General features: G+C 63.6%; 17 protein-coding genes. 11 read left to right on the plus strand and 6 right to left on the minus strand.

From position 1 onward, the window contains the following. Positions 1 to 37: 37 nt before the first annotated feature. The gene (locus tag ABWI03_RS11200) at positions 38 to 679 is read right to left on the minus strand and encodes a response regulator transcription factor (protein ID WP_050655523.1); all 642 of its coding nucleotides are present in this window, start codon (positions 677 to 679) and stop codon (positions 38 to 40) included. Beyond that, a complete protein-coding gene (locus tag ABWI03_RS11205; protein ID WP_298779575.1) occupies positions 667 to 1,905 on the minus strand; it encodes a sensor histidine kinase in 1,239 nt (412 codons plus the stop codon). Before ABWI03_RS11205 ends, ABWI03_RS11200 begins: the two co-directional genes overlap by 13 nt. Before the next feature lie 109 nt (positions 1,906 to 2,014). Here ABWI03_RS11205 and ABWI03_RS11210 point away from each other — a divergent pair, with 109 nt between their 5' ends. The 4 genes from ABWI03_RS11210 to ABWI03_RS11225 all read left to right on the plus strand — a co-directional run bounded on the left by ABWI03_RS11210 (position 2,015) and on the right by ABWI03_RS11225 (position 7,859). Further along, positions 2,015 to 2,797: an ABC transporter ATP-binding protein gene (locus ABWI03_RS11210; RefSeq protein ID WP_019747152.1), complete on the plus strand. Its 783-nt coding sequence runs from the start codon at positions 2,015 to 2,017 to the stop codon at positions 2,795 to 2,797. Next, entirely contained in the window at positions 2,797 to 5,280 is a 2,484-nt protein-coding gene (locus tag ABWI03_RS11215) for an FtsX-like permease family protein (RefSeq protein WP_298779568.1), read from the plus strand. Before ABWI03_RS11210 ends, ABWI03_RS11215 begins: the two co-directional genes overlap by 1 nt. A 21-nt stretch (positions 5,281 to 5,301) precedes the next feature. Beyond that, on the plus strand, positions 5,302 to 5,934 hold the full coding sequence (locus tag ABWI03_RS11220; RefSeq protein WP_166811659.1) for a class I SAM-dependent methyltransferase: 633 nt from the start codon (positions 5,302 to 5,304) through the stop codon (positions 5,932 to 5,934). Between the two features lie 89 nt (positions 5,935 to 6,023). Beyond that, complete coding sequence (locus ABWI03_RS11225; RefSeq protein ID WP_007734578.1) at positions 6,024 to 7,859, plus strand: acyl-CoA dehydrogenase; 1,836 nt, start codon at positions 6,024 to 6,026, stop codon at positions 7,857 to 7,859. A gap of 86 nt (positions 7,860 to 7,945) precedes the next feature. On the opposite strand, the gene ABWI03_RS11230 is transcribed toward ABWI03_RS11225, so the two are convergent. Then, positions 7,946 to 8,578 (minus strand): hypothetical protein, encoded by a 633-nt coding sequence (locus tag ABWI03_RS11230; protein ID WP_235171413.1) that lies wholly within the window; start codon positions 8,576 to 8,578, stop codon positions 7,946 to 7,948. Positions 8,579 to 8,757: 179 nt separating this feature from the next. Here ABWI03_RS11230 and ABWI03_RS11235 point away from each other — a divergent pair, with 179 nt between their 5' ends. Both ABWI03_RS11235 and ABWI03_RS11240 read left to right on the plus strand, forming a co-directional pair. Further along, positions 8,758 to 9,480, plus strand: coding sequence for an ATP-binding cassette domain-containing protein (locus tag ABWI03_RS11235; protein WP_353798732.1), 723 nt, complete (start codon positions 8,758 to 8,760; stop codon positions 9,478 to 9,480). Positions 9,481 to 9,485: 5 nt separating this feature from the next. Then, positions 9,486 to 11,498, plus strand: a complete 2,013-nt coding sequence (locus ABWI03_RS11240) for a YhgE/Pip domain-containing protein (protein ID WP_058039138.1) — start codon at positions 9,486 to 9,488, stop codon at positions 11,496 to 11,498. On the opposite strand, the gene ABWI03_RS11245 is transcribed toward ABWI03_RS11240, so the two are convergent. Beyond that, on the minus strand, positions 11,495 to 12,073 hold the full coding sequence (locus ABWI03_RS11245) for a nucleotidyltransferase family protein (RefSeq protein WP_298779552.1): 579 nt from the start codon (positions 12,071 to 12,073) through the stop codon (positions 11,495 to 11,497). The two genes, ABWI03_RS11240 and ABWI03_RS11245, sit on opposite strands and share 4 nt — an antisense overlap. 65 nt (positions 12,074 to 12,138) lie before the next feature. Between ABWI03_RS11245 and ABWI03_RS11250 the strand changes: the two genes are divergently transcribed. From ABWI03_RS11250 to ABWI03_RS11260, 3 genes are all read left to right on the plus strand, one after another. Then, the gene (locus ABWI03_RS11250) at positions 12,139 to 12,384 is read left to right on the plus strand and encodes a helix-turn-helix transcriptional regulator (protein WP_007734566.1); all 246 of its coding nucleotides are present in this window, start codon (positions 12,139 to 12,141) and stop codon (positions 12,382 to 12,384) included. Beyond that, complete coding sequence (locus ABWI03_RS11255; RefSeq protein WP_235171410.1) at positions 12,381 to 12,869, plus strand: hypothetical protein; 489 nt, start codon at positions 12,381 to 12,383, stop codon at positions 12,867 to 12,869. Before ABWI03_RS11250 ends, ABWI03_RS11255 begins: the two co-directional genes overlap by 4 nt. Before the next feature lie 85 nt (positions 12,870 to 12,954). Next, positions 12,955 to 13,938, plus strand: a complete 984-nt coding sequence (locus ABWI03_RS11260; RefSeq protein ID WP_235171409.1) for an LLM class F420-dependent oxidoreductase — start codon at positions 12,955 to 12,957, stop codon at positions 13,936 to 13,938. 4 nt (positions 13,939 to 13,942) lie between these two features. On the opposite strand, the gene ABWI03_RS11265 is transcribed toward ABWI03_RS11260, so the two are convergent. Both ABWI03_RS11265 and ABWI03_RS11270 read right to left on the minus strand, forming a co-directional pair. Continuing rightward, positions 13,943 to 16,216, minus strand: coding sequence for a VanW family protein (locus ABWI03_RS11265; protein WP_298779546.1), 2,274 nt, complete (start codon positions 16,214 to 16,216; stop codon positions 13,943 to 13,945). 294 nt (positions 16,217 to 16,510) lie between these two features. Further along, entirely contained in the window at positions 16,511 to 17,866 is a 1,356-nt protein-coding gene (locus tag ABWI03_RS11270) for an acetyl-CoA C-acetyltransferase (RefSeq protein ID WP_095971367.1), read from the minus strand. A gap of 130 nt (positions 17,867 to 17,996) precedes the next feature. Between ABWI03_RS11270 and ABWI03_RS11275 the strand changes: the two genes are divergently transcribed. Both ABWI03_RS11275 and ABWI03_RS11280 read left to right on the plus strand, forming a co-directional pair. Continuing rightward, the gene (locus tag ABWI03_RS11275) at positions 17,997 to 19,343 is read left to right on the plus strand and encodes a 3-oxoacyl-ACP reductase (RefSeq protein WP_298779542.1); all 1,347 of its coding nucleotides are present in this window, start codon (positions 17,997 to 17,999) and stop codon (positions 19,341 to 19,343) included. Further along, entirely contained in the window at positions 19,343 to 20,206 is an 864-nt protein-coding gene (locus ABWI03_RS11280; protein WP_200317995.1) for a MaoC/PaaZ C-terminal domain-containing protein, read from the plus strand. The genes ABWI03_RS11275 and ABWI03_RS11280 overlap by 1 nt, the downstream gene beginning before the upstream one ends. Positions 20,207 to 20,287 lie beyond the last annotated feature (81 nt).

Here is a 20,287-nt window from a genome sequence, read left to right on the forward strand (position 1 = left end):
ATTACGCTTCGGTCAGGTATGTAGTCCAGGTCCACGATCAGGCGCGCAAATGAGCTAGAACTGCCAAAACACGACGATGCCCGCTTTCGGAAGCCGATAGGCCGAGTTTTGCGAAGATATTTCCTATGTGCTTGCTCACAGCAGTGTCGCTGACGACCAGTTTCCTGGCGATTTCCTGATTTCCCAGCCCCTCCGCCATCAAGCCGAGAACCTCGGACTCGCGTGGGGTCAGCGATCTGATCGGGTCGTCGGCGCGTCGACGGCTCATCAGTTGGGATACGACCTCGGGATCCATCACGGTTCCGCCGTCGACGACCCGGTTCAAGGCGTCGACGAACTCGGCCACCTTGCCGACGCGTTCCTTGAGCAGGTACCCGACCCCGCCGGCACCTCCTGCCAACAATTCACCGGCGTAGCGATCCTCGACATACGCGGAAAGGACCAGGACGGGAAAGCCCGGGCGAAGCTTGCGCACCTCGATCGCCGCTCGAAGTCCCTCGTTGGTGAAAGTAGGAGGCATCCGGACGTCGAGCACCGCGGCGTCAGGAGCGGTCTCCTCGAACACCGTGAGGAACTGTTCGGCGTCGGAGACGGCAGACACCTCGAAGCCCTCTCCACGGAGCAGCAGTGCCAGCCCCTCTCGCAGGAGAGCGTCGTCCTCGGCAATCAGAATCCGCACGGTAGTTCCACCCTCATCGTTGTCGGTCCACCCTCCGGGCTCTCCAATACTGCGGTTCCTTCGAAAGCCTCGACCCGGCGTCGGATACCCGCCACGCCGCCGCCCGGCCGTTCGTTCGCGCCGCCGTGACCGTCGTCGATCACGTCGATGAGCATCGTCTCACCCAACGAGTCGGTGGACGCCTCCGTCCTTGCCGTGACGGTGACGCTGCGCGCTCCGCTGTGCTTTGCGACGTTGGTCAAAGCCTCGGCGACGACGAAGTACGCAGCAGCCTCGACGGCGGCCGGGGCACGGCGGAGCTCCTCGATCTCGAGTACGCAGGGCACGGTGGAGCGCCCAGCAAGCGCCGAGATCGCACCCTCGAGGCCGAGTTCGTCGAGGATCGGCGGATAGATGTCGTGCACCAACGTCCGGAGTTCGCTCAACGCCTCGGTGGCCGCATCTTGGGCCCGATGCAGTTGTGGCAGAGCCTGGTCCGGGTTGATCTGCAACGATCGCTCGGCCATACCCAGCATCATCACCACGGCGACCAGTCGGTTCTGCGCGCCGTCGTGCAGATCGCGCTCGATCCGCTTGAGTTCGGCCGAATGCGCGTCGAGGGCCGCAGCGCGGCTGGCAGTCAGGGCGGTGACGCGCTTCGAGAGGTCCGAACGTGTGTCCGGTGCAAGCAAAGTCGTGGTCGACCAGCTGATCCACTTCGCCATCGCGGGGATCAACCACCACGCGATCAGGAAGTACAGGATGCCGATCAACGGCATTCCGGCAGCGCCCAGCCACGACGTCACGGGGTACGGATTGTTGACGGGTTCGCCCGCGGGCATCTGCTGCCAGTACAGCGGGACGGCAATCGCATTGAGTGCACCGAGTGGAAGAGCAATGGTCAGCATCGCCGCGACGAAAGCCCCCAGACCGTGAATCGACAACCAGGCCGCGTCGCGCCTCGTCGACTGATCGGTGAGGAATCGGCGCCAGTCCCCGAATGTCGGATTGCTTGGCATCGGTGGGTATCGCTGCAGAACAGGGCGTCCGGTGTACGCAGCTGTTCTCTTGCGGGCCAGACCCGCCCACCACCGGAGTACCCGCACGTACGACGGCAACAGCAACCAGCCGACGATCAGAATCGAGAGCGACAGCAGAATGAGACCGACCATCAGCAAGAACAGGGAGACCACGGCTGCCACACCCTCGACGAGCACGTACACCGCAGCCCTGATTCTCTTCTTCACTGCCCCAGCATGCCGCACCTGATGCCGCGATCCACTACAGCTGGCTACACCATTGATTCGGGACCCTGCTGGATGTCGACGAATGCCGAATCTCCATAGCGTTCATCCCATGAAGAATCGACACTCGGTCCTCGCCCCGCCGGCCCCTGGTGCCACGGCCGCCCGAACATCCGCCGTGCGACTCGAAGGCGTCAGCAAGATCTACGGCAACGGCCGCGGCGCCGTGACCGCCCTCGACAACATCAGCCTCACCTTGCCGCGCAGCACCTTCACCGCCGTGATGGGCCCGTCCGGATCGGGCAAGAGCACTTTCCTGCACTGCGCGGCGGGCCTGGACCGGCCGAGCAGCGGATCGGTGTGGCTGGGCGACACCGAGATCTCACAGCTGAAGCCGAAGGCCCGCAGCATCTTCCGTCGCGATCACATAGGTTTCGTCTTCCAGGCATACAACCTGCTCGGTGCTCTCGACGTCGAGCAGAACGTCACGCTCCCGCTACTGCTCGCCGGACGACGAGCCGACAAGCAGTACCTGACCTTCGTCCTCGAATCCGTCGGACTCGGATCGCACCGCAAGCGCAAACCCTCCGAACTGTCCGGAGGTCAGCAGCAACGCGTCGCCATCGCGCGCGCCCTCGTCACCCACCCCGACGCACTCTTTGCCGACGAGCCGACGGGCGCCCTCGACTCCCGCAGCGCCAAGCAGGTTCTGGAGTTGTTGCGCCGGACAGCCGCCGAGTTCGATCAGACCATCGTCATGGTCACGCACGACCCGGTGGCCGCGTCGTACGCCGATCGTGTGCTGTTCCTCGCCGACGGGAAACTGGTCGGGCACATCGACCGCCCGACGCCGCAGCAGATTGCCGAGCGCATGACACACCTCGGGGACTGGTGATGATGAAGGCGCACACTTTTGCGCATCTCAAAGCGCATCGCTCCGGATTCATCGCCGTGTTCGTCTCCGTATTCTGCGCGGCTCTCCTCACGTGCGGTTTGGGTGTCCTGCTGGAATCAGGAGTGCGAGGCGGAGTCTCACCACATCTCTACGCCGGTGCCGACGCCGTGGTCAGCGCGCCACAGGCACTCGAGGTCAAGGAGGACGCCGATCAGCCTTTTGCCGAGCGGGTTCTCCTCGACGGCGATACGGTCCGCAAACTCGATGCCCTCGATGTCACGGTGGTTCCCGACATCTCCGTCCCCGTCAGCACCGCCGAGGGCGTCGTACTCGACGCACATCCTTGGAACACAGCACAATTGGCGCCGTATTCGCTGACCGATGGTCGCGCTCCGCAGAGCCGAGACGAGGTGGTCGCGACTACGGGCGCCGCGCTCGGCGAGCGAATCACGCTGGCTCACGGCGCGATAGCGGACGAGTACACCGTCGTCGGCACAGCTGATTCGGCTTCGGTGCCGTCACCCGACCGTCCGGCACTCGTCTTCCTCGACGACGCAGAGGCCGAACGGCTGTGGCCGCACCAGAACTCTGTCACCGCAGTCGGATTGATCGCTCCCGAAGGCGTGGATGCTGCCGCTCTCGCCCGCGACGCACTCGCCGGAACCGGTGCGGAGGTCTCGACCGGCACCGCACGCGGAGGCATCGAGTTCCTCGACGCCGGAGCTGCGCGGACTCAGTTGATCGTGCTCTGTGCCACGTTTGCGGGTCTTGCATTGATGGTCAGCATGTTCGTCGTTTCCAGCACGTTGTCGCTCTCGATCAACGCCAGACGCCGAGAGTTCGCTCTGTTGCGGGCAATCGGGGCCACCACGCGACAAGTCCACGTCATGATCGGGCGTGAAGTGCTGCTAGTGGCGGCGGCTGCGGCTGCGCTCGGCGCGGTGCCCGGATTCCTACTCGCCCGATTCCTGGGTGCACAGTTTGCCGATGCAGGGGTCATGCCCACCGATTTCGCGCTGGCGTACAGCCCGCTTCCGGCGATCGCGGCTTTCCTGATCTGCGTACTCACTGCCCGCGCGGCAGCGGCGATCGCGGCACGACGACCGGCAAAGCTCGACCCCGTCGAAGCGCTTCGCGAATCCGAAAGCGGCCCGGCGAAACTGAGCCGCGGACGCATCGTCACCGGGCTGGTCTTCGGTGCCGCCGGTCTCGGCGCGTGCATCCTCCCCGCTTTCCTGCCCGGCAGCGTGGCAGCCGCTGGAGCCGGTTCGAGCGCACTGTTGTTGATCTTCTCGGTCGCGCTGCTCGGCCCGTTGTTGGTGCGCGGCATCATCAAGGTGATCGGCGGTCCACTGCGCCGTAGTGGGTCGGCGTCCAAAGTTCTCGCTGCCGCCAACGCAGAATCCAATTCGAGGCGGCTCTCGTCGGCGGTTGTTCCGTTGGCTCTCGCCATCGCCCTGGGCTCGGTGCAGTTCTTCAGCCAGAGCACCGTCGCCGCCGAGGCGACCAACCAGTCGATCAAGGGCGTCACCGCCGACCTGATCGTCGGCGCGCCGGCCGGTATCGCTCCCTCGCTCCTCGACTCGATCGCATCGGTGCCCGGAGTGAGTGCGGCAAACCCGGTAGTCCGCAGTCAAGTCCTGCCGGTACCCAGCGGTGAGAAAGGCGGCTCAGCCGACAGCGCGATCGCGGCCCAGGGCATCGACGCCGCCGGCGCCGACGCAACCCTCGATCTCGCGGTGACCGAGGGCGACCTCAGCGCTCTGACCGGCGATACCGTTGCCGTCAGCGAAGACGGGGCCTTCACACTCGGAGCCAAGGTCGGCCAGCGCGTCGACCTCTATCTGGGAGACGGAACACTGGTACATCCGATGGTCGTCGCGAAATATGGTCGCGGCCTCGGATTCGGGGACGTGACCATGCCGATCGAGACTTTGCGTCAGCACTCCACCGACGCTCTGATCGACACCGTTCTGGTTGCTGCCGAACCCGGACGGTCGGCCGAAGTCCAGCAGTCGTTGCTTTCGTTCCCCTCGATCGCCGCGCTGAACCAGGACCAGTTCGGGGCCGCAGGCGAAGATCAGCGTCGCATGCAGTCGTGGGTCAGCATCCTCGCCGTCCTGGTCCTGCTCGGTTATCTGGCGGTCGCCGTCGTGAATACCTTGGTCGCCGCCACTGCGGAGCGTTCCCGCGAGTTCGCGCTCCTTCAACTGGTGGGCTCGCGGACGAGGCAGGTCCGAGCGATGATGCGTATCGAGTCGTTGATGGTGGTGGGAATCGCCGTCGTGGTCGGATCACTGATCGCCCTGCCGCCTCTGATGGGTATCGCCGTAGCGGTGTCCGGGCAGCCGATCCCGGCGATTTCACCAGCGATCTACGGTGCCATCGTCGCCGTGACCGCTGTTCTGGGATTCGTCTCCATCGCGATCCCGACGCGCGCCGCCCTGCGCAAGAACCCGATGGACGGCGTCCGTAACAACTGAGTGGCACTACCGTCGTCATCTATGGATGCGGCCGCCTGGGACAAGAAGTACGAAGAAACCGAGCTCGTCTGGGGCGCTCCACCCAACGAACTGCTGGTGGAATACGCGACGGCCCTCCCCCACGGCCAGGCACTGGACCTGGCGTGCGGGGAGGGCCGTAACGCCTTGTGGCTCGCGACCCGCGGTTGGGAGGTCACCGGGATCGACTACTCGGCCGTCGCGATCGAGAAAGCCCGCACGATCGCGGCCCGCTCGCCCCGATCGGTTCTCGACCGGCTCGACTACCGGTGCGGCGACGTCACCGTCGCGGAGTACGCCTCCAGGAACGGGCAGGGATACGACTTGGCCCTGCTTCTTTACCTTCATCTGCCCGCACCACAACGCACCCTGGTTGTGAACCGTGCCATAAATTCTCTGAAACCTGACGGAATCCTCATGATTTTGGGTCACGACCGAAGCAACATCGACTACGGCGTCGGCGGACCGAAAGATCCCGAAATCCTTTACACACCAGAAGAATTGATGCAGGAGTTCCAAGGAAGGCTCGAGTTCGAGATCGCCGGAAATCCGCACAGACACACCGAAACGGGAATCGCGGTCGACGCGCTTGTCATCGGACGCAAATCCGGTGTTGGCAATGCAAAGAACGGCTAGTAACATGTATTAAGTTACCGACGAGTAATAAACTTCGGGCGGTACTAGGAGTGCTGGACCGCACCACCTCACTGGGAGAAGCAGAAGACATGGGCCATTACAAGAGCAACGTTCGGGACCTGGAGTTCAACCTCTTCGAGGTTCTCGGACTGGAGAAGCCACTGAGCGAAGGCGCTTGGGGCGACCTGGATGCCGACACTGTCCGCAACATGCTGGCAGAGGTCGCACGCCTGGCCGAGGGACCGCTTGGCGAATCTTTCGCCGATGCGGACCGCAACCCCCCTGTCTTCGATCCCGAGACGCACACCGTTGCACTTCCGGAATCCTTCAAGAAGTCGTTCAAGGCTCTGTGGGATGCCGAGTGGTACCGCATGGGACTGAGCGAAGAGGTCGGCGGCGTGCCGGTGCCCCGCTCCGTCGTGTGGGCCATCGGTGAGCTGATCCTGGGCGCACAGCCTGCAGCACACATGTACCAGGCCGGACCCGCCTTCGCGGACGTGCTGTTCAACAACGGCACCGAAGAGCAGAAGAAGTGGGCAGCCACCATCGTCGAACGCGGATGGGGCGCCACCATGGTCCTCACCGAGCCCGACGCCGGCTCCGACGTCGGTGCCGGACGCACCAAGGCAATCAAGCAGGACGACGGCTCCTGGCACATCGAGGGCGTCAAGCGCTTCATCACCTCGGCAGACTCGGACGACCTGTTCGAGAACATCTTCCACCTCGTTCTCGCTCGCCCCGAAGGCGCCGGACCCGGCACCAAGGGCCTGAGCCTGTTCTTCGTCCCGAAGACGCACTTCAACTTCGAGACCGAAGAGTTCGGCGAGCGCAACGGCGTCTTCGTCACCAACGTCGAACACAAGATGGGCCTGAAGGTCTCCGCCACATGTGAGGTCACCTTCGGCGGCCACGGCATCCCCGCACAGGGCTGGCTGGTCGGCGAGGTCCACAACGGCATCGCCCAGATGTTCGACGTCATCGAGCACGCTCGAATGATGGTCGGCACCAAGGCAATCGCCACCCTCTCGACCGGTTACCTCAACGCTCTCGACTACGCCAAGCAGCGTGTTCAGGGCGCAGACCTGACCCAGATGACCAACAAGGCAGCACCGCGCGTGACCATCACGCACCACCCCGACGTGCGTCGCAGCCTGGCAATGCAGAAGGCATACGCCGAGGGCCTGCGCGCGGTGTACCTCTACACCGCAGCACACCAGGACGAGGTTGTCGCCCAGCTCGTCTCGGGCGCAGACAAGGACACCGCGTTCCGCGTCAACGACCTGCTGCTCCCGATCGTCAAGGGCGTCGGCTCCGAGCGTGCGTACCAGTACCTGACGGACAGCCTGCAGACCCTCGGTGGCTCCGGCTTCCTGCAGGACTACCCGATCGAGCAGTACATCCGCGATTCCAAGATCGACTCGCTGTACGAAGGCACGACGGCCATCCAGGCTCAGGACTTCTTCTTCCGCAAGATCGCTCGTGACCGCGGCGTCGCGCTCGCTCACGTTGCGGGACAGATCAAGACCTTCATCGACAGCGAAGCCGGCAACGGTCGTCTGAAGGCGGAGCGCGCACTGCTCGCCACCGCACTCGAAGACGTCCAGGCCATGGCTGCCACGCTCACCGGCTTCCTCATGGGAGCTCAGGAGCAGCCCACCGAGCTGTACAAGGTCGGCCTCGGCTCCGTCCGCTTCCTGATGTCCGTCGGCGACCTGCTCATCGGCTGGCAGCTGCTCCGCCAGTCCGAGATTGCTCTCGCAGCACTCGACAACGGCGCTTCCGACAAGGACAAGGGCTTCTACGAGGGCAAGGTCGCCATCGCGTCCTTCTTCGCCAAGAACGTCCTGCCCGAGCTCACCGCTTCACGCGAGATCATCGCGAACACCGAGAACGACATCATGGAGATCGACGAAGCAGCATTCTGATTCGTTCCTGATTCATGAAAAGTGCCGGTCCCGAGAACGTTTCGGGGCCGGCATTTTCGGTTGTCGGCACTCGGTGGTGACTGGTGTCATCTGCGCTCGATGGTCGGGCAACTGATCTGCGCGGACAGTACCGACGTCGTCGGTTGCTCGCCCGGTCGTGCCGCCGTACCCGCCAGGGAAAGCGCCACGCGCCTGCGGTCCGGAGAACTGACTATTTCGACGGACTTGTCGTCGCCACCACCGAAGGACACGAACTGTCCGCTCTGATCCGAGAACTTCATGATCGCCGCTCCGTGCTGACCTGGTTCGGGATTCTCGTTCACGTAGACCTGCAACTGGAAATCACGTCCCGGATATTCGCCGCCGCCGTCGTATTCGTAGAAGGAACTGGTGTGCACCTCGTAGGCCCACTGACGGTGACCGGCGGGCAGCGAATCCGCCCAGTTGTGCTCGAAACACGTGACGGATCCAGGCAGCGAGACATTGGCTGCGCCGCTCCACCCACCGGACAGGGTGATGGCTCCGTATGGCGCTGCTTCGGACTCGTGCCGATCGGAGGGCAAGGGCGGCACCGTCAAGGGTCCGACATTGCGACCGGTGAACTCGAAAAGCCTTTCGCTCGACACGAACGGGGGCGACTCGCGCTCACCGGCACAGGAGACAACCGACAGGGTGGCCATGACCAGCACCGCGCACATCCCGCGTCTACGAACCGGCACCTCGACTCCCCCGTTCCGTTTCCAACAGAATACATACCGTTCGGTCTCCAAGTTGCCGGACGTGTCCGACACGTCCCATTCATGGGACAGCTCGCCCGCTACCGATGTGATTGGGTGAGCACGAACGTCCACTGAACCAGCACTCGGTTCTTTCGAAGGCCGAGTAGATCAACAGACAGGTGATCATCGTGGTCGCACCAGAGAACGCACAACCCGATTACGCCCCTGACCTGGCATTGACCGCCACGGACTTGGCGCTCGACGGCCCATGGGGGCCGGTGTTCGGACCCGTCAATCTTGAGATTCGTGCGGGCGGTGTGACCATCCTCGAAGGCTCGGCCGGTTCAGGACGTACGTCCTTACTTCTGACACTCAGCGGGCGAATGAAAGCCAGTTCCGGATCACTGTCCGTCTTCGGTCGAACGCGTCCCCGAGAGATCTTCGAGATCGCCGGGATCGCCGGGTTCGAGGACATCGACGAGCTTGCCGAGTCCGTCACCGTCCGCGATCTGATCACCGAACAAATTCGCTGGGATGCTCCCTGGTACAAACTCGTCGGACGCGCCGGAGACCGCGAACTCGAAGCGGTGTGCGCTCCCGTCTTCGGCGATCATCCGTTGCCTGCGCTCGGCCGATACGTCAGCGATCTCGGGGAACTCGAGGCGACCCTGCTGCGTATCGCCGTCGCGAACACGAAGAAGCCGGCCTTGCTGGTCGTCGACGATCTCGAACAGGTGCGGCGTGACTCCGAGCGCGCATATCTCGTCGAGCGACTGGTCGAGATGGGGAGCTACCAGACCATCATCGCGTCGACCGTCAACCCGCTACCCGACGGATCACCCATCGATGCCGTCACCCTGCTCCAAGAAGTCACCAATCCCGACCAAGAAGGGGCGAGGTAACCGCGATGCTCGCTGGAATGTCTCTCGGAACCGAACTCAAGCGGTTCTCCCGCGGCGCGATGCCCAGGATCGCACTCGTCACCATCATCTTGATGCCACTGCTGTACGGCGCGATGTACCTGTGGGCCTTCTGGAATCCGTTCGGTGAGGTCAACAAGGTCCCCGTCGCGCTGGTCAACACAGACCGCGGTGCGATGGTGCAGGGTCAGGAACTCAACGCGGGCGACGAGGTAAGCCAAGCGCTGCTCGATTCCGGTGAGCTCGATCTCCACCTGGTCTCACAGCAGGAAGCCGCTCAGGGAGTCTCGGACGGCACGTACTACTTCTCTCTCACCTTGCCTGAGAATTTCAGCGAGGCCGTTGCCTCCCCGACGACCAAGGACCCCCACAAAGCTCAGTTGCAGTTCACCTTCAACGACGTCAACAACTACCTCGGCACCATCATCGGCCAAAACGCCGCCCAGCAGGTCCTCAGTCAAGTCAGCGACAAGATCGGCGCGCAGTCCGTCGAGACGGTCCTGGTCGGATTGACCGACGCGGGTGCAGGTTTGAAGCAGGCCGCCGACGGAGCACTCCAGCTCTCGGCCGGAGTGAACACTGCCAACGCCGGAGCCGGCGAATTGGCGTCGGGCTCGAAAACGCTGGCCGACAACATGGTTACCGCACGTGACGGCGCAGCCACTCTTGCCGGCGGTACAGCGCAACTCTCGACCGGTATCAATACCGCCACGGACGGTGTCCTCGCACTGACCGACGGTTTGGGGCAGCTCGATCTCGGAGCCGTCCAACTGGGCGACGGCGCAAGCCAACTCAGTGGTGGCGTCACCCAGGTCGTCGACCAGCTGAGCGTCCTCGGGAACACACAAGCAGACGTCGCACAGCTGGTCGGTCAGGCAGTGGCCAGCCTTCGACTGAACCCGGATCCCGTCAGCCAACAGATCGCCAACGCCCTCGCGCCTGCCCAGGACATGCTGCGCACTCAGGGCTTCGGCGAAGCGACCATGGGTCAACTGGGCGAACTCAAGAGCGGCGCACAACAACTCGCTTACCAACTCGACGATCCCTCGAGCACCTTCCGCGCCGGGCTCAGCGCCGCGGCCAACGGCGGCGGTGAACTCCGCAACGGCCTGGTACAGCTGCGTGACGGCGGTCAGCAAGTCAACGACGGCGCTCAAACCCTCAGCAGTGGACTGGTTCAACTCACCGACGGCAGCGTCCAACTCTCCGATGGTGCAGCCAAACTCGCCGACGGAACCGAGCAACTCCGTGCCGGGTCTGCCGAACTCGCAACCAAACTCACCGAGGGCGCCGGCCAGGTTCCCAGTTGGACCGATCAGCAGCGAACAGCAACCGCTCAAACCCTCTCCAGTCCGGTCGAGCTGCAGGAGACATACGAGAACCGGGCAAGCACCTTCGGTACCGGTTTTGCTCCGTTCTTCCTGCCCCTCGCACTGTTCGTGGGCGGCATCATCACCTGGATGCTGCTCAAGCCGCTCCAGAACCGGCCTATCGCAAACGGACTCGGCGCGCTGCGAGTGGTCCTCGCCTCGTACTGGCCGGCCTTGCTCATCGGCATCTGCCAGGTGATCGTGATGTACCTGGTCGTGCACTTCGCCGTTGGCCTGCACCCCACGCACGCCCTCGGCACCGTCGGATTCCTGATGCTCATCACTGCCACGTATATGGCGTTGATCCAGGCGTTCAACGCCATCTTCGGAGTCTCCGTCGGACGCGTGATCACCCTGGCGTTCCTGATGCTGCAACTGGTTTCGGCCGGCGGCATCTATCCCGTCGAAACCACCGCGAAACCGTTCCAGATCATCCACCCGTTCGACCCCATGACCTACGCGGTGAACGGGCTTCGACAACTCACCGTCGGCGGCATCGACTCGAGGCTGTGGGTCTCGATCGCCGTCCTCGGCGGCCTTCTCGTCGCCTCACTCGGGGCCAGTTCACTTGCTGCACGCCGAAATCGGCAGTGGACCATGGACAGGTTGCATCCGCCGATCGAAGTCTAGGTGAGGGTCTCCGGCCAAGGCTCCACGGTCAGCGCAGGCCATTCCCTGCGCCACCGTGCCGCCTTGGCCTCGTACACCTCTCTCGGCGCCAGCACCGGGTTGGGACGGACGATCATGTCGAAAAGATCGTCGTATCCGTGCGGGGCATACACGTCTACAGTGCCGTCCGCAGACTTGGTGATCCCGAAACAGCAAGTTGTGGAAGCGAAGTGGTCGATAGCGTCGCGGCAACTGGTGAACGGAACGCCGGGAATCCCGAAATGCTGCTCGTACCACAGGTGCACGCGAGCTTCGTTGCGTACTTCGACATCGGCATCGACATCGGCGAACAGTTCTGCCGCCGAACGAATCACACGGTCCTCCGCGTCGTAGCTCAGATCGTCGGCGTCGAAATAGAAGAGGTCGTAGTCCTTGATCCCGGCGCCGAGGTCACGGCCGTCGATGTGATTCCAGACGGTTTGGAAGAGCCCACCCGCCGTCAGGTACCACTCCTGCAATCCCAGCTTCGGCGCCCGATCCACGATCGTTGCAACCACCGGATTGGCCAGGGCGATCTCGAGAAATCGTTCACGCATGCACTTCAGCCTCTCATATGACAAGCAAACTTGACATCTAGTGACAAGTATTCTTTACTTTTTGCATGACTGGAAAGGCTGGCGACAACAACGTGCGGGAGCACCGACGCCTCGCCGGCCTCACCCAGGCGCAACTGGCCACGGCAGGTCAGGTGAGCAGACAGAGCATCGTCTCCGTCGAACGCGGCGACTACGCACCGAGTGTCTACCTGGCACTTCGCCTGGCCCTGGCGCTGGGGACCACCGTCGAAGCGCTCTTCCCCTTACCCGAATCGGAACTCACCACAGAAATTCCAGAGGAGACGGCATGAGCACCATGATGAAGGCAATGCGGTTCGTCGGCGATCTGGACGACGACTTCTACAAGGACGAGCGTCAGCGCGACGTCTGGAACGAAGCCTCGGCGGTGGGACTCCAGAGTGTCTTCTGGGCAATATTCGTCAGCTCGGCGATTCTGCCCTGGGTCGCCGGCCGAACAGGGGCGTGGATCTCGCTCGCGCTGCTGATCGTTGCGTTGTTCGGCTCGTTGATCACGATCATCTATGCGAAGCGCCGCGACGTCGATGTCTACGTATTGTCCACCTACGGCCGCCCTCGCGTGGTGATCAGCATGGCGCTGTACCTCGTGGCCGCTGTCGGAATCATGGCCCGTCTCGAATTCGATTCGTACGAAGAATCGTCAACCTGGGTCGGCGCGCTGGTAGGCGCCATCATCGGCGGTGGCGTCGCAATCGCAATCGTCAAACTTCACCAGCAGCGCGCCAAGCGACGCGAAGCGGCCGAAGAACTTCTCTGAATTCCGGAAGTCTGCCCAGCACAACGGAATCCATAGAGTTGGTAAAATCGTGCCAGGTCAACCGATCGCGAGTAACGTCGAAACGGTGAGCACTCGCCTCGGATACCAGATGCCCAACTTCAGCTACGGCGGTCCGGTCAAGGACCTCTTCCCCACCGTCATAGCGCAGGCCCGCGAAGCCGAAGCCGCAGGCTTCGACACTGCATTCGTGATGGATCACTTCTACCAACTCCCCGGAATCGGAGCGCCGGACGCCCCGATGCTCGAGGCCTACTCGGCGCTCTCCGCGCTGGCGACGGCCACCGAGACCATCCAGTTGTCTGCACTGGTCACGGGAAACACCTACCGCAATCCGCCCATGCTCGCCAAGACCGTCACCACCCTCGACGTGGTGAGCGGCGGTCGGGCCATCCTGGGCATCGGCGCCGGTTGGTTCGAACTCGAACATAATTCGTTCGGATACGAGTTCGGCACGTTCACCGAGCGCTTCCAGAAACTCGACGAAGCACTGCAGATCATCGCCCCGATGCTCCGCGGTGAGCGCCCCACCTTCGACGGCAAGTGGTATCACGTCAAGGACGCCATCAACGAGCCTCGCGTCCGCGACGACCTGCCGATCCTGCTCGGCGGTGGCGGTGAGAAGAAGACGTTCGGCCTCGCCGCTCGGTTCGCGGATCACCTCAACATCATCTGCGACCCGTCGGAACTGCCCCGCAAGATGGAAGCACTTGCGGCGCGATGCGACGAAGCCGATCGTGATCCCGCAACCCTCGAAACCAGCTTCCTGACGTTCATGATGATCGACGAGGACGGCGACAAGGCTCGCGCGCATCAGCGAACGTTCCTCGCGGAGCGTGGTCTCGACATCACCACGGCGCCGGAAGACGTGGTCGCCAAGGCCACCGAACGTCATTTCGTCGGCAGCCCGGACGACGTAGCCGAGCAGGTCCAGACGCGCATCCTCGACCACGGCATCGACGGCGTCGTGATCAACCTGATCACCAACGGCGAAGAGCCGGGCATCGTCGACCTCGCGGGCCGCACCCTCGGCCCACTCGTCGGCAAGTAGTTCCCTACTCGCACTTCACGATCGGCACCGGGTCGTACTTGACGGTCCGGGTGTTCGAGGAAATCTCGGCGCCACTCGCGTGGTCGGTGATCACGCGAGTGTCGCTGACCGTGAACCCGGGCGCACCGCTCGAAGCCACACAGCCAGGCCCCTCCGGCAACGTCACGGTGTTCGGCGACGTCGGCGACGTACGCGGGCCTGTCGTCGACGTGACATCGACGGTTTTGGTTCCCCAGATCCGAACGGTGATGTTCGACGAGGTCGCAATCGTCTCGATCATCACGCCGGTCTTCGCCGGATTACGGAACTGCAAGTCGATCGCACCGTCGAAGATGGTCGCCTCACGCGCCTCGGGGTACCGCGAGATGTAGTAACTGTGCTCGGTGTGCGCGACGTCGTCCATGCCGGCGAAGTACGTCGCGTTGTAGAGCGTCGTCGCGAGCTGGCTGATTCCGCCGCCGACAGCTTTGTCCGGGCGACCGTTGTTGATGATTCCGGACTCGACGTATCCCTGAGCCGCACCGCGCGGGCCCGTGTACTCGTTGAGCGAGAACGTGTCCCCGGGCTTGATCACCGCCCCGTCGATCTCCGAAGCGGCCAGGCCGATATTCACACCAGACGCGTATTCGAAACCACCGGTGGTGAATTCGCCGATCACCTCGTTGATGCCGAGGGCCTCCGCGGCTTCGGTGGTCAACGCCGGCGGGACCGGACCGTACACGGCGGGTGTTGCCCGAGAAGCCGTGCTGCCCAACAGAACCGGAAGTTCCTTGACCGTGTCCGGCCAGTTGATCAGATCACCGACAACACCCGGCACAACCGACGGCTTGCCACCGGCGAAGGTGAACGACGCGTCCTTGGGTTGCACTTCCGTCGACACCAACTGCGGAGTCAGAATCTTGATCGCCGCATCCGTGTTGTACTGCGGAGTCAGCCCACCCGAGCCGTCCGGTGTGAAGGTCAGAACCTCACCGATCTGATCGACGCCGAGTGTCGCGACCTTGCCGTCACGGCCGTTGACCACGACGTCACCCGAGACAGCCGGAATGGCGACCTCTTGCAGTGCGCGATCGACACCAGCCTGAGTGACCGTCACCGGCACCTCGTCGACCGGAAGATCGACGACGCCACCATCGGACCATTCGGCGGCGAAGGTCGAACCCGCCTTCTGCGTTTCGAGGGCCTGGCCGGCGGCAGGTGAAACACCCGTCGCCTTCCCGTTCTCGAATACAACTGCGCCTTCGACGGGCGCACGATCACTGTTCGCCGCAAGCTGCGCCATGGAGGTGTCCAACGCTTGCTGGTCGACGGTCGACACCACGGGCACCTCGCGGGAGCCGAAGAACGACGTGATGCGGGTGATCGGGTTGATGGGCTGAGCGTTCACTCCGGAAAGCGTCGCCGACCAGTCGACGTCCACACCCGCAGATGCGGGAACGATCTCGGAGTCGACGCCGCCGGCATGTACCGCTACCGGTTCGACGAGCCTCGGGCCGAGTTGGGCGCGCAGCGTGGCCTCCGCGTCGGCGGGCGTGAGATCACCGATGTCCACCCCGGCGACCTGGGTGCCGCGTGGTGTCTTCCCGGATGAGGTGAAGATGTCCACTCCGTAGGCAATCGCTGCGACGGCAAAGATGGCGCCGACTGCTATCGCCGGTTTGACCCACTTGCGGGAAGACGTCGAAGCAGGCGCTTCCGGTTGTTGTTGTGGCACTGGTGGTGCAACTACCGCTGGTTCGCGGACAACGGGCTCGTACTGCTGCTGGATGGGTTCGAACTTCTGCGTGTCGTACTGCTGCACGAACTCGGGGCGCGGCGGCTTCGGGGGAACCACCACCGCCGGAGGCTCGAACTGCTCTGTCTGCTCGTCGATGGCTTCTGTCGCCGGAACCTCGTCGACCACTTCCGTCGGCGAGGCGTCGTCCACTGGGACGACGGGGATGACGGTGGTGACTTCGTTTGCCGATTCGTCGTCTGTCAGATCGTCTACCGCTTCGTCTTCGTCCGCTACTGCTGCGTCTGCCGCCTCTGCGGAATCGACTACGTCTGCGTCGACAGGCTGGGGAGATTCGAGTGATTCGGCCTCGACAACCGTCTCGGTGTCCTCAGCGGTCTGGGGCTCCTCGACCAAGTCGGTCTCTTCGACCGCCTGAGGTTCTTCGACCGCCTGAGGTTCTTCGACCGCCTGAGGTTCTTCGACCGACTCGAGTTCCTGTTCTGGGAGGGACGAGTCCTCGCTGTTCGTCTTCTCGACGGACGGACCCTCTTCGTCACTCACCTGTTGGCTCCTCGCTGCATCAACCGTCGCTGCGGCGCTCACCGACAACTCAATACAGGGTATCCGGACATACGAGAGCCCCGCGCTGCTGCCAGGTCGGGGGTCAGGCAGCAACACGGGGCTGTCATGAATATCGGTAGCTATTCTGCAGCGTTACACGCCTGCGCGAAAAAGTTTGCAAAGAGTTCGGGGATCCGGCCACCCCTCGTGGCCGGATCCCCGATTACGCATCCCCTCGCGACGATCACTGCAGGTGAGCGCAGTTTTCACTCGCGTGGGGAGATTGTGGAGCGGTTACCGCTCGATGATCGCCGTGACACCCTGGCCACCGGCCGCACAGATCGAGATCAGGCCGCGGCCCGAACCCTTTTCGGCGAGCATCTTGGCGAGGGAAGCGACGATACGTCCGCCGGTTGCTGCGAACGGATGACCTGCAGCCAAGGACGATCCGTTGACATTGAGCTTGCTTCGGTCGATCGAGCCCAGCGCGCCGTCGAGGCCGAGGCGTTCCTTGCAGTACTCGTCGGACTCGAAGGCCTGCAGGGTGGCGAGAACCACCGAAGCGAAGGCTTCATGGATCTCGTAGTAATCGAAGTCCTGCAAGGTGAGGCCGTTGCGGGCCAGCAAACGCGGGATCGCGTACGTGGGAGCCATGAGCAGCCCGTCCTTGCCGTGGACGTAGTCGACGGCAGCGGTTTCGGAATCGACGAGGTGCGCCAGAACCGGAAGATTGCGCTCGGCTGCCCACTCGTCGGTGGAGAGGAGCACTGCAGAAGCACCGTCGGTGAGCGGCGTCGAGTTGCCTGCCGTCATCGTCGCGTCGCCGAGCTTGGTACCGAAGACCGGCTTGAGCGTCGACAGCTTCTCGACGGTCGAACCGGGACGGAGGTTGTCGTCGCGGGTCAGGCCGAGGAACGGGGTGACGAGGTCGTCGAAGAAACCGCGGTCGTAGGCAGCCGCCATGTTCTTGTGGCTGGCAGCGGCAAGTTCGTCCTGGTCCTCGCGCTTGACGCCGAATTCCTTGGCGGTGATCGCAGCGTGGTCACCCATCGACTTGCCGGTGCGAGGCTCGCCGTTGCGCGGAATCTCGAGGCCGAGCATGCCCGCACGCACATTGCCGAGCAGCTTGATGCGGTCGCCCGTGGACTTCGCGCGGTTGAGGGAAAGCAGGAACTCGCGTGCCTGATCGTTGACGCCGATCGGAGCGTCGGACGTGGTGTCCGTACCGCCGCCGATGCCGGAATCGATGCGGCCGGCCGAAATGGCATCGCCGACGGCGATGATCGACTGCAGTCCCGTGCCACACGCCTGCTGAAGGTCGTACGCCGACGTGTACGGGCTCAGCGCGCTGCCGAGAACGGACTCGCGAATGAGATTGAAATCACGGCTGTGCTTGAGCACCGCACCGCCGACGACCATGCCGAGCTTCTCGCCTTGCAGATTGAATCGGCTCACCAGACCGTCGAGCGTCGCAGTGAACATGTCCTGGTTGGACGCCTGTGCGTACGCCTTGTCCGAGCGTGCGAACGGAATGCGATTTCCGCCGACGATCGCAACCGGACGGCGCTGACCTGCAGAATTTGCAGCGGCTGCGGCCGGTGCAGTGCGAGGTGCGGCGGGCTTTGCATTTGAACGGGCTTTGCTTGTCACTTGCGTCTCCAAGGATGGTGCGATTACCTGTTGAAGACTATTCTTACTCAGTAGTAAGTTACTTGTCTATCGCCGCATTCTTCCGATTGCCCGGTGAGAGACAACCCGAAACACAACAGAAGGTAGGACCGTGGCAGCCAGCAAGGGAGCTCCCGACCTCTATTCACAGTTCCTCTCGTCCGCCCCCGGCGCATTCATCGCGTCGAAGGCCGGCCTGCCCAGGCCCGAGAACCTGCGTCGCTACAAGGCAGGGGAACCCGCACTCGCCGGACCTGTCCTCATCGGCGGGAAGGGTCGGCTCGCAGAACCGCTTCGCGTACTGCTCTCCGACTACCCGGCAGCTCAGGCACACGACAGCAGCTTCGGCGGGCTCGTGTTCGACGCAACCGGAATCACTCAGGTCAGTGAGCTCGAGCAGCTGTTCGAGTTCTTCCAGCCCGTGATCCGCAACCTCGCACCGTCGGCTCGCGTCGTGGTTCTCGGCACGACGCCGGAAGAAACCTCGAGCGTCGACGAGCATGTCGCGCAGCGCGCTCTCGAAGGCTTCACTCGCAGCGTCGGCAAGGAGATCAAGCGCGGTTCCACCGCTCAGTTGGTCTACGTCTCCCCCAAGGCGTCCACCGGACTCTCCGGCGTGGAATCGACTCTGCGCTTCCTTCTTTCGGCCAAGTCCGCCTTCGTCGACGGCCAGGTCATCGTCGTCGGAGCTGAAGATTCCGTCGCGCCTGCAAGCTGGGACAAGCCGCTCGAAGGCAAGGTTGCCGTCGTCACCGGCGCGGCCCGCGGCATCGGTGCCACCATCGCCGAGGTGCTGGCCCGCGACGGCGCTCACGTCGTCTGCGCTGACATCCCGGCCGCCGGCGAAGCACTGTCCGAGACCGCGAACAAGGTCGGCGGCACGTCCCTCGCCCTCGACGTCACGGCAGCCGACGCAGCCGAAATCCTCGCAGCTCACCTCCTCGAGCGTCACGGCGGAGCGGACATCATCGTCCACAACGCCGGCATCACCCGCGACAAGACCCTCGCCAACATGGACGAGGGCCGCTGGAACATGGTCATGAACGTCAATCTTCTTGCACCGCAGAAGATCACCGAGCACCTCGTCGAGAAGGGTGCCCTCAAGGAAGGCGGCCGCGTCGTCGACGTCTCCTCCATCGCCGGCATCGCGGGCAACCGCGGCCAGACCAACTACGGCACCTCCAAGGCCGGCGTCATCGGCCTCGTACACGCCGAAGCTCCCGTCCTGGCGAAGAAGAACATCACCATCAACGCCGTCGCACCGGGCTTCATCGAGACCGCCATGACCGCCGCCATCCCCTTCGCCACCCGCGAAGCCGGCCGCCGCATGAGCTCGCTCCTGCAGGGCGGCGAGACCGTCGACGTAGCCGAGACCGTCGCATACTTCGCGAGCCCGGCCTCCAATGCCGTTACGGGACAGGTCGTTCGCGTCTGCGGCCAGAGCCTCCTGGGCGCATGATGGCGACAAAGACCGTCGCGCTCACCGAGCAGCCGAAGACCCTCGACATCTACTCCCGCGCGGTACTGGGATTGCTGCCGTGGAACAAGTCCAACTCTCGCTCGGTGCCACAGCAGACCTTCACCCTCACCGGACTGAAGGTCGACACCGACAATCTGGCGGCGTACTGCCGCGTGACCGGACTGCGGTTCGGCGACACTCTGCCGATCACGTATCCCTTCACCTTGGCCTTCCCGACGGTGATGAAGCTGATGGTGTCGAAGGACTTCCCCTTCGCCGCCGTCGGTTCCGTTCACGCCGAGAACGTCATCGAATCACTACGGCCCATCTCCGTCAGCGAACCGCTGGACCTCTCGGTGCATGCCGAGAACCTGCGTGAGCACCGCAAGGGTCTGCTGATCGACGTGATCACCGAAATTCGGGTGGGACGGGAACTGGTCTGGCGACAGACCTCGAGCTTCCTGAACCAGCAGAAGACCTCCCTGTCCGGCCAGCCCGGTCCGGAGCCCAAGGCAGACGAGGTCCCGCCGATGCCGATGAGCACCATCCGCGTCGACCAGACCACGATCAGCAAGTACGCCGCCGTCTCCGGCGACCGCAATCCGATACACGTCTCGTCTCTGGGCGCCAAGGCTTTCGGTTTCCCGAAGACCATTGCTCACGGAATGTGGAGTGCCGCGGCACTTCTGCGGACCGTCGAGGGGTCCGTCGCGGACAAGGTCACCTACAGCGTGCGTTTCGGCAAGCCGATTCTGCTGCCGGCGACGCTGAATGCCTACGCCGACCGCACCGACGACGGCTGGGATCTGTCGCTGCGTCACCCGAAGAAGGGTTACCCGCACGTCACTGCGACGCTGCGCTGACCTAAGTTTTGTCGGGTTTCCCACCCACCCCAATTGAGCGAACGTACCTTTCGGCGCCTTGGATGCGCTGAAAGGTACGTT

The sequence above is a fragment of the Rhodococcus baikonurensis genome (genome assembly GCF_040489275.1).
Taxonomy (GTDB): domain Bacteria; phylum Actinomycetota; class Actinomycetes; order Mycobacteriales; family Mycobacteriaceae; genus Rhodococcus_F; species Rhodococcus_F baikonurensis.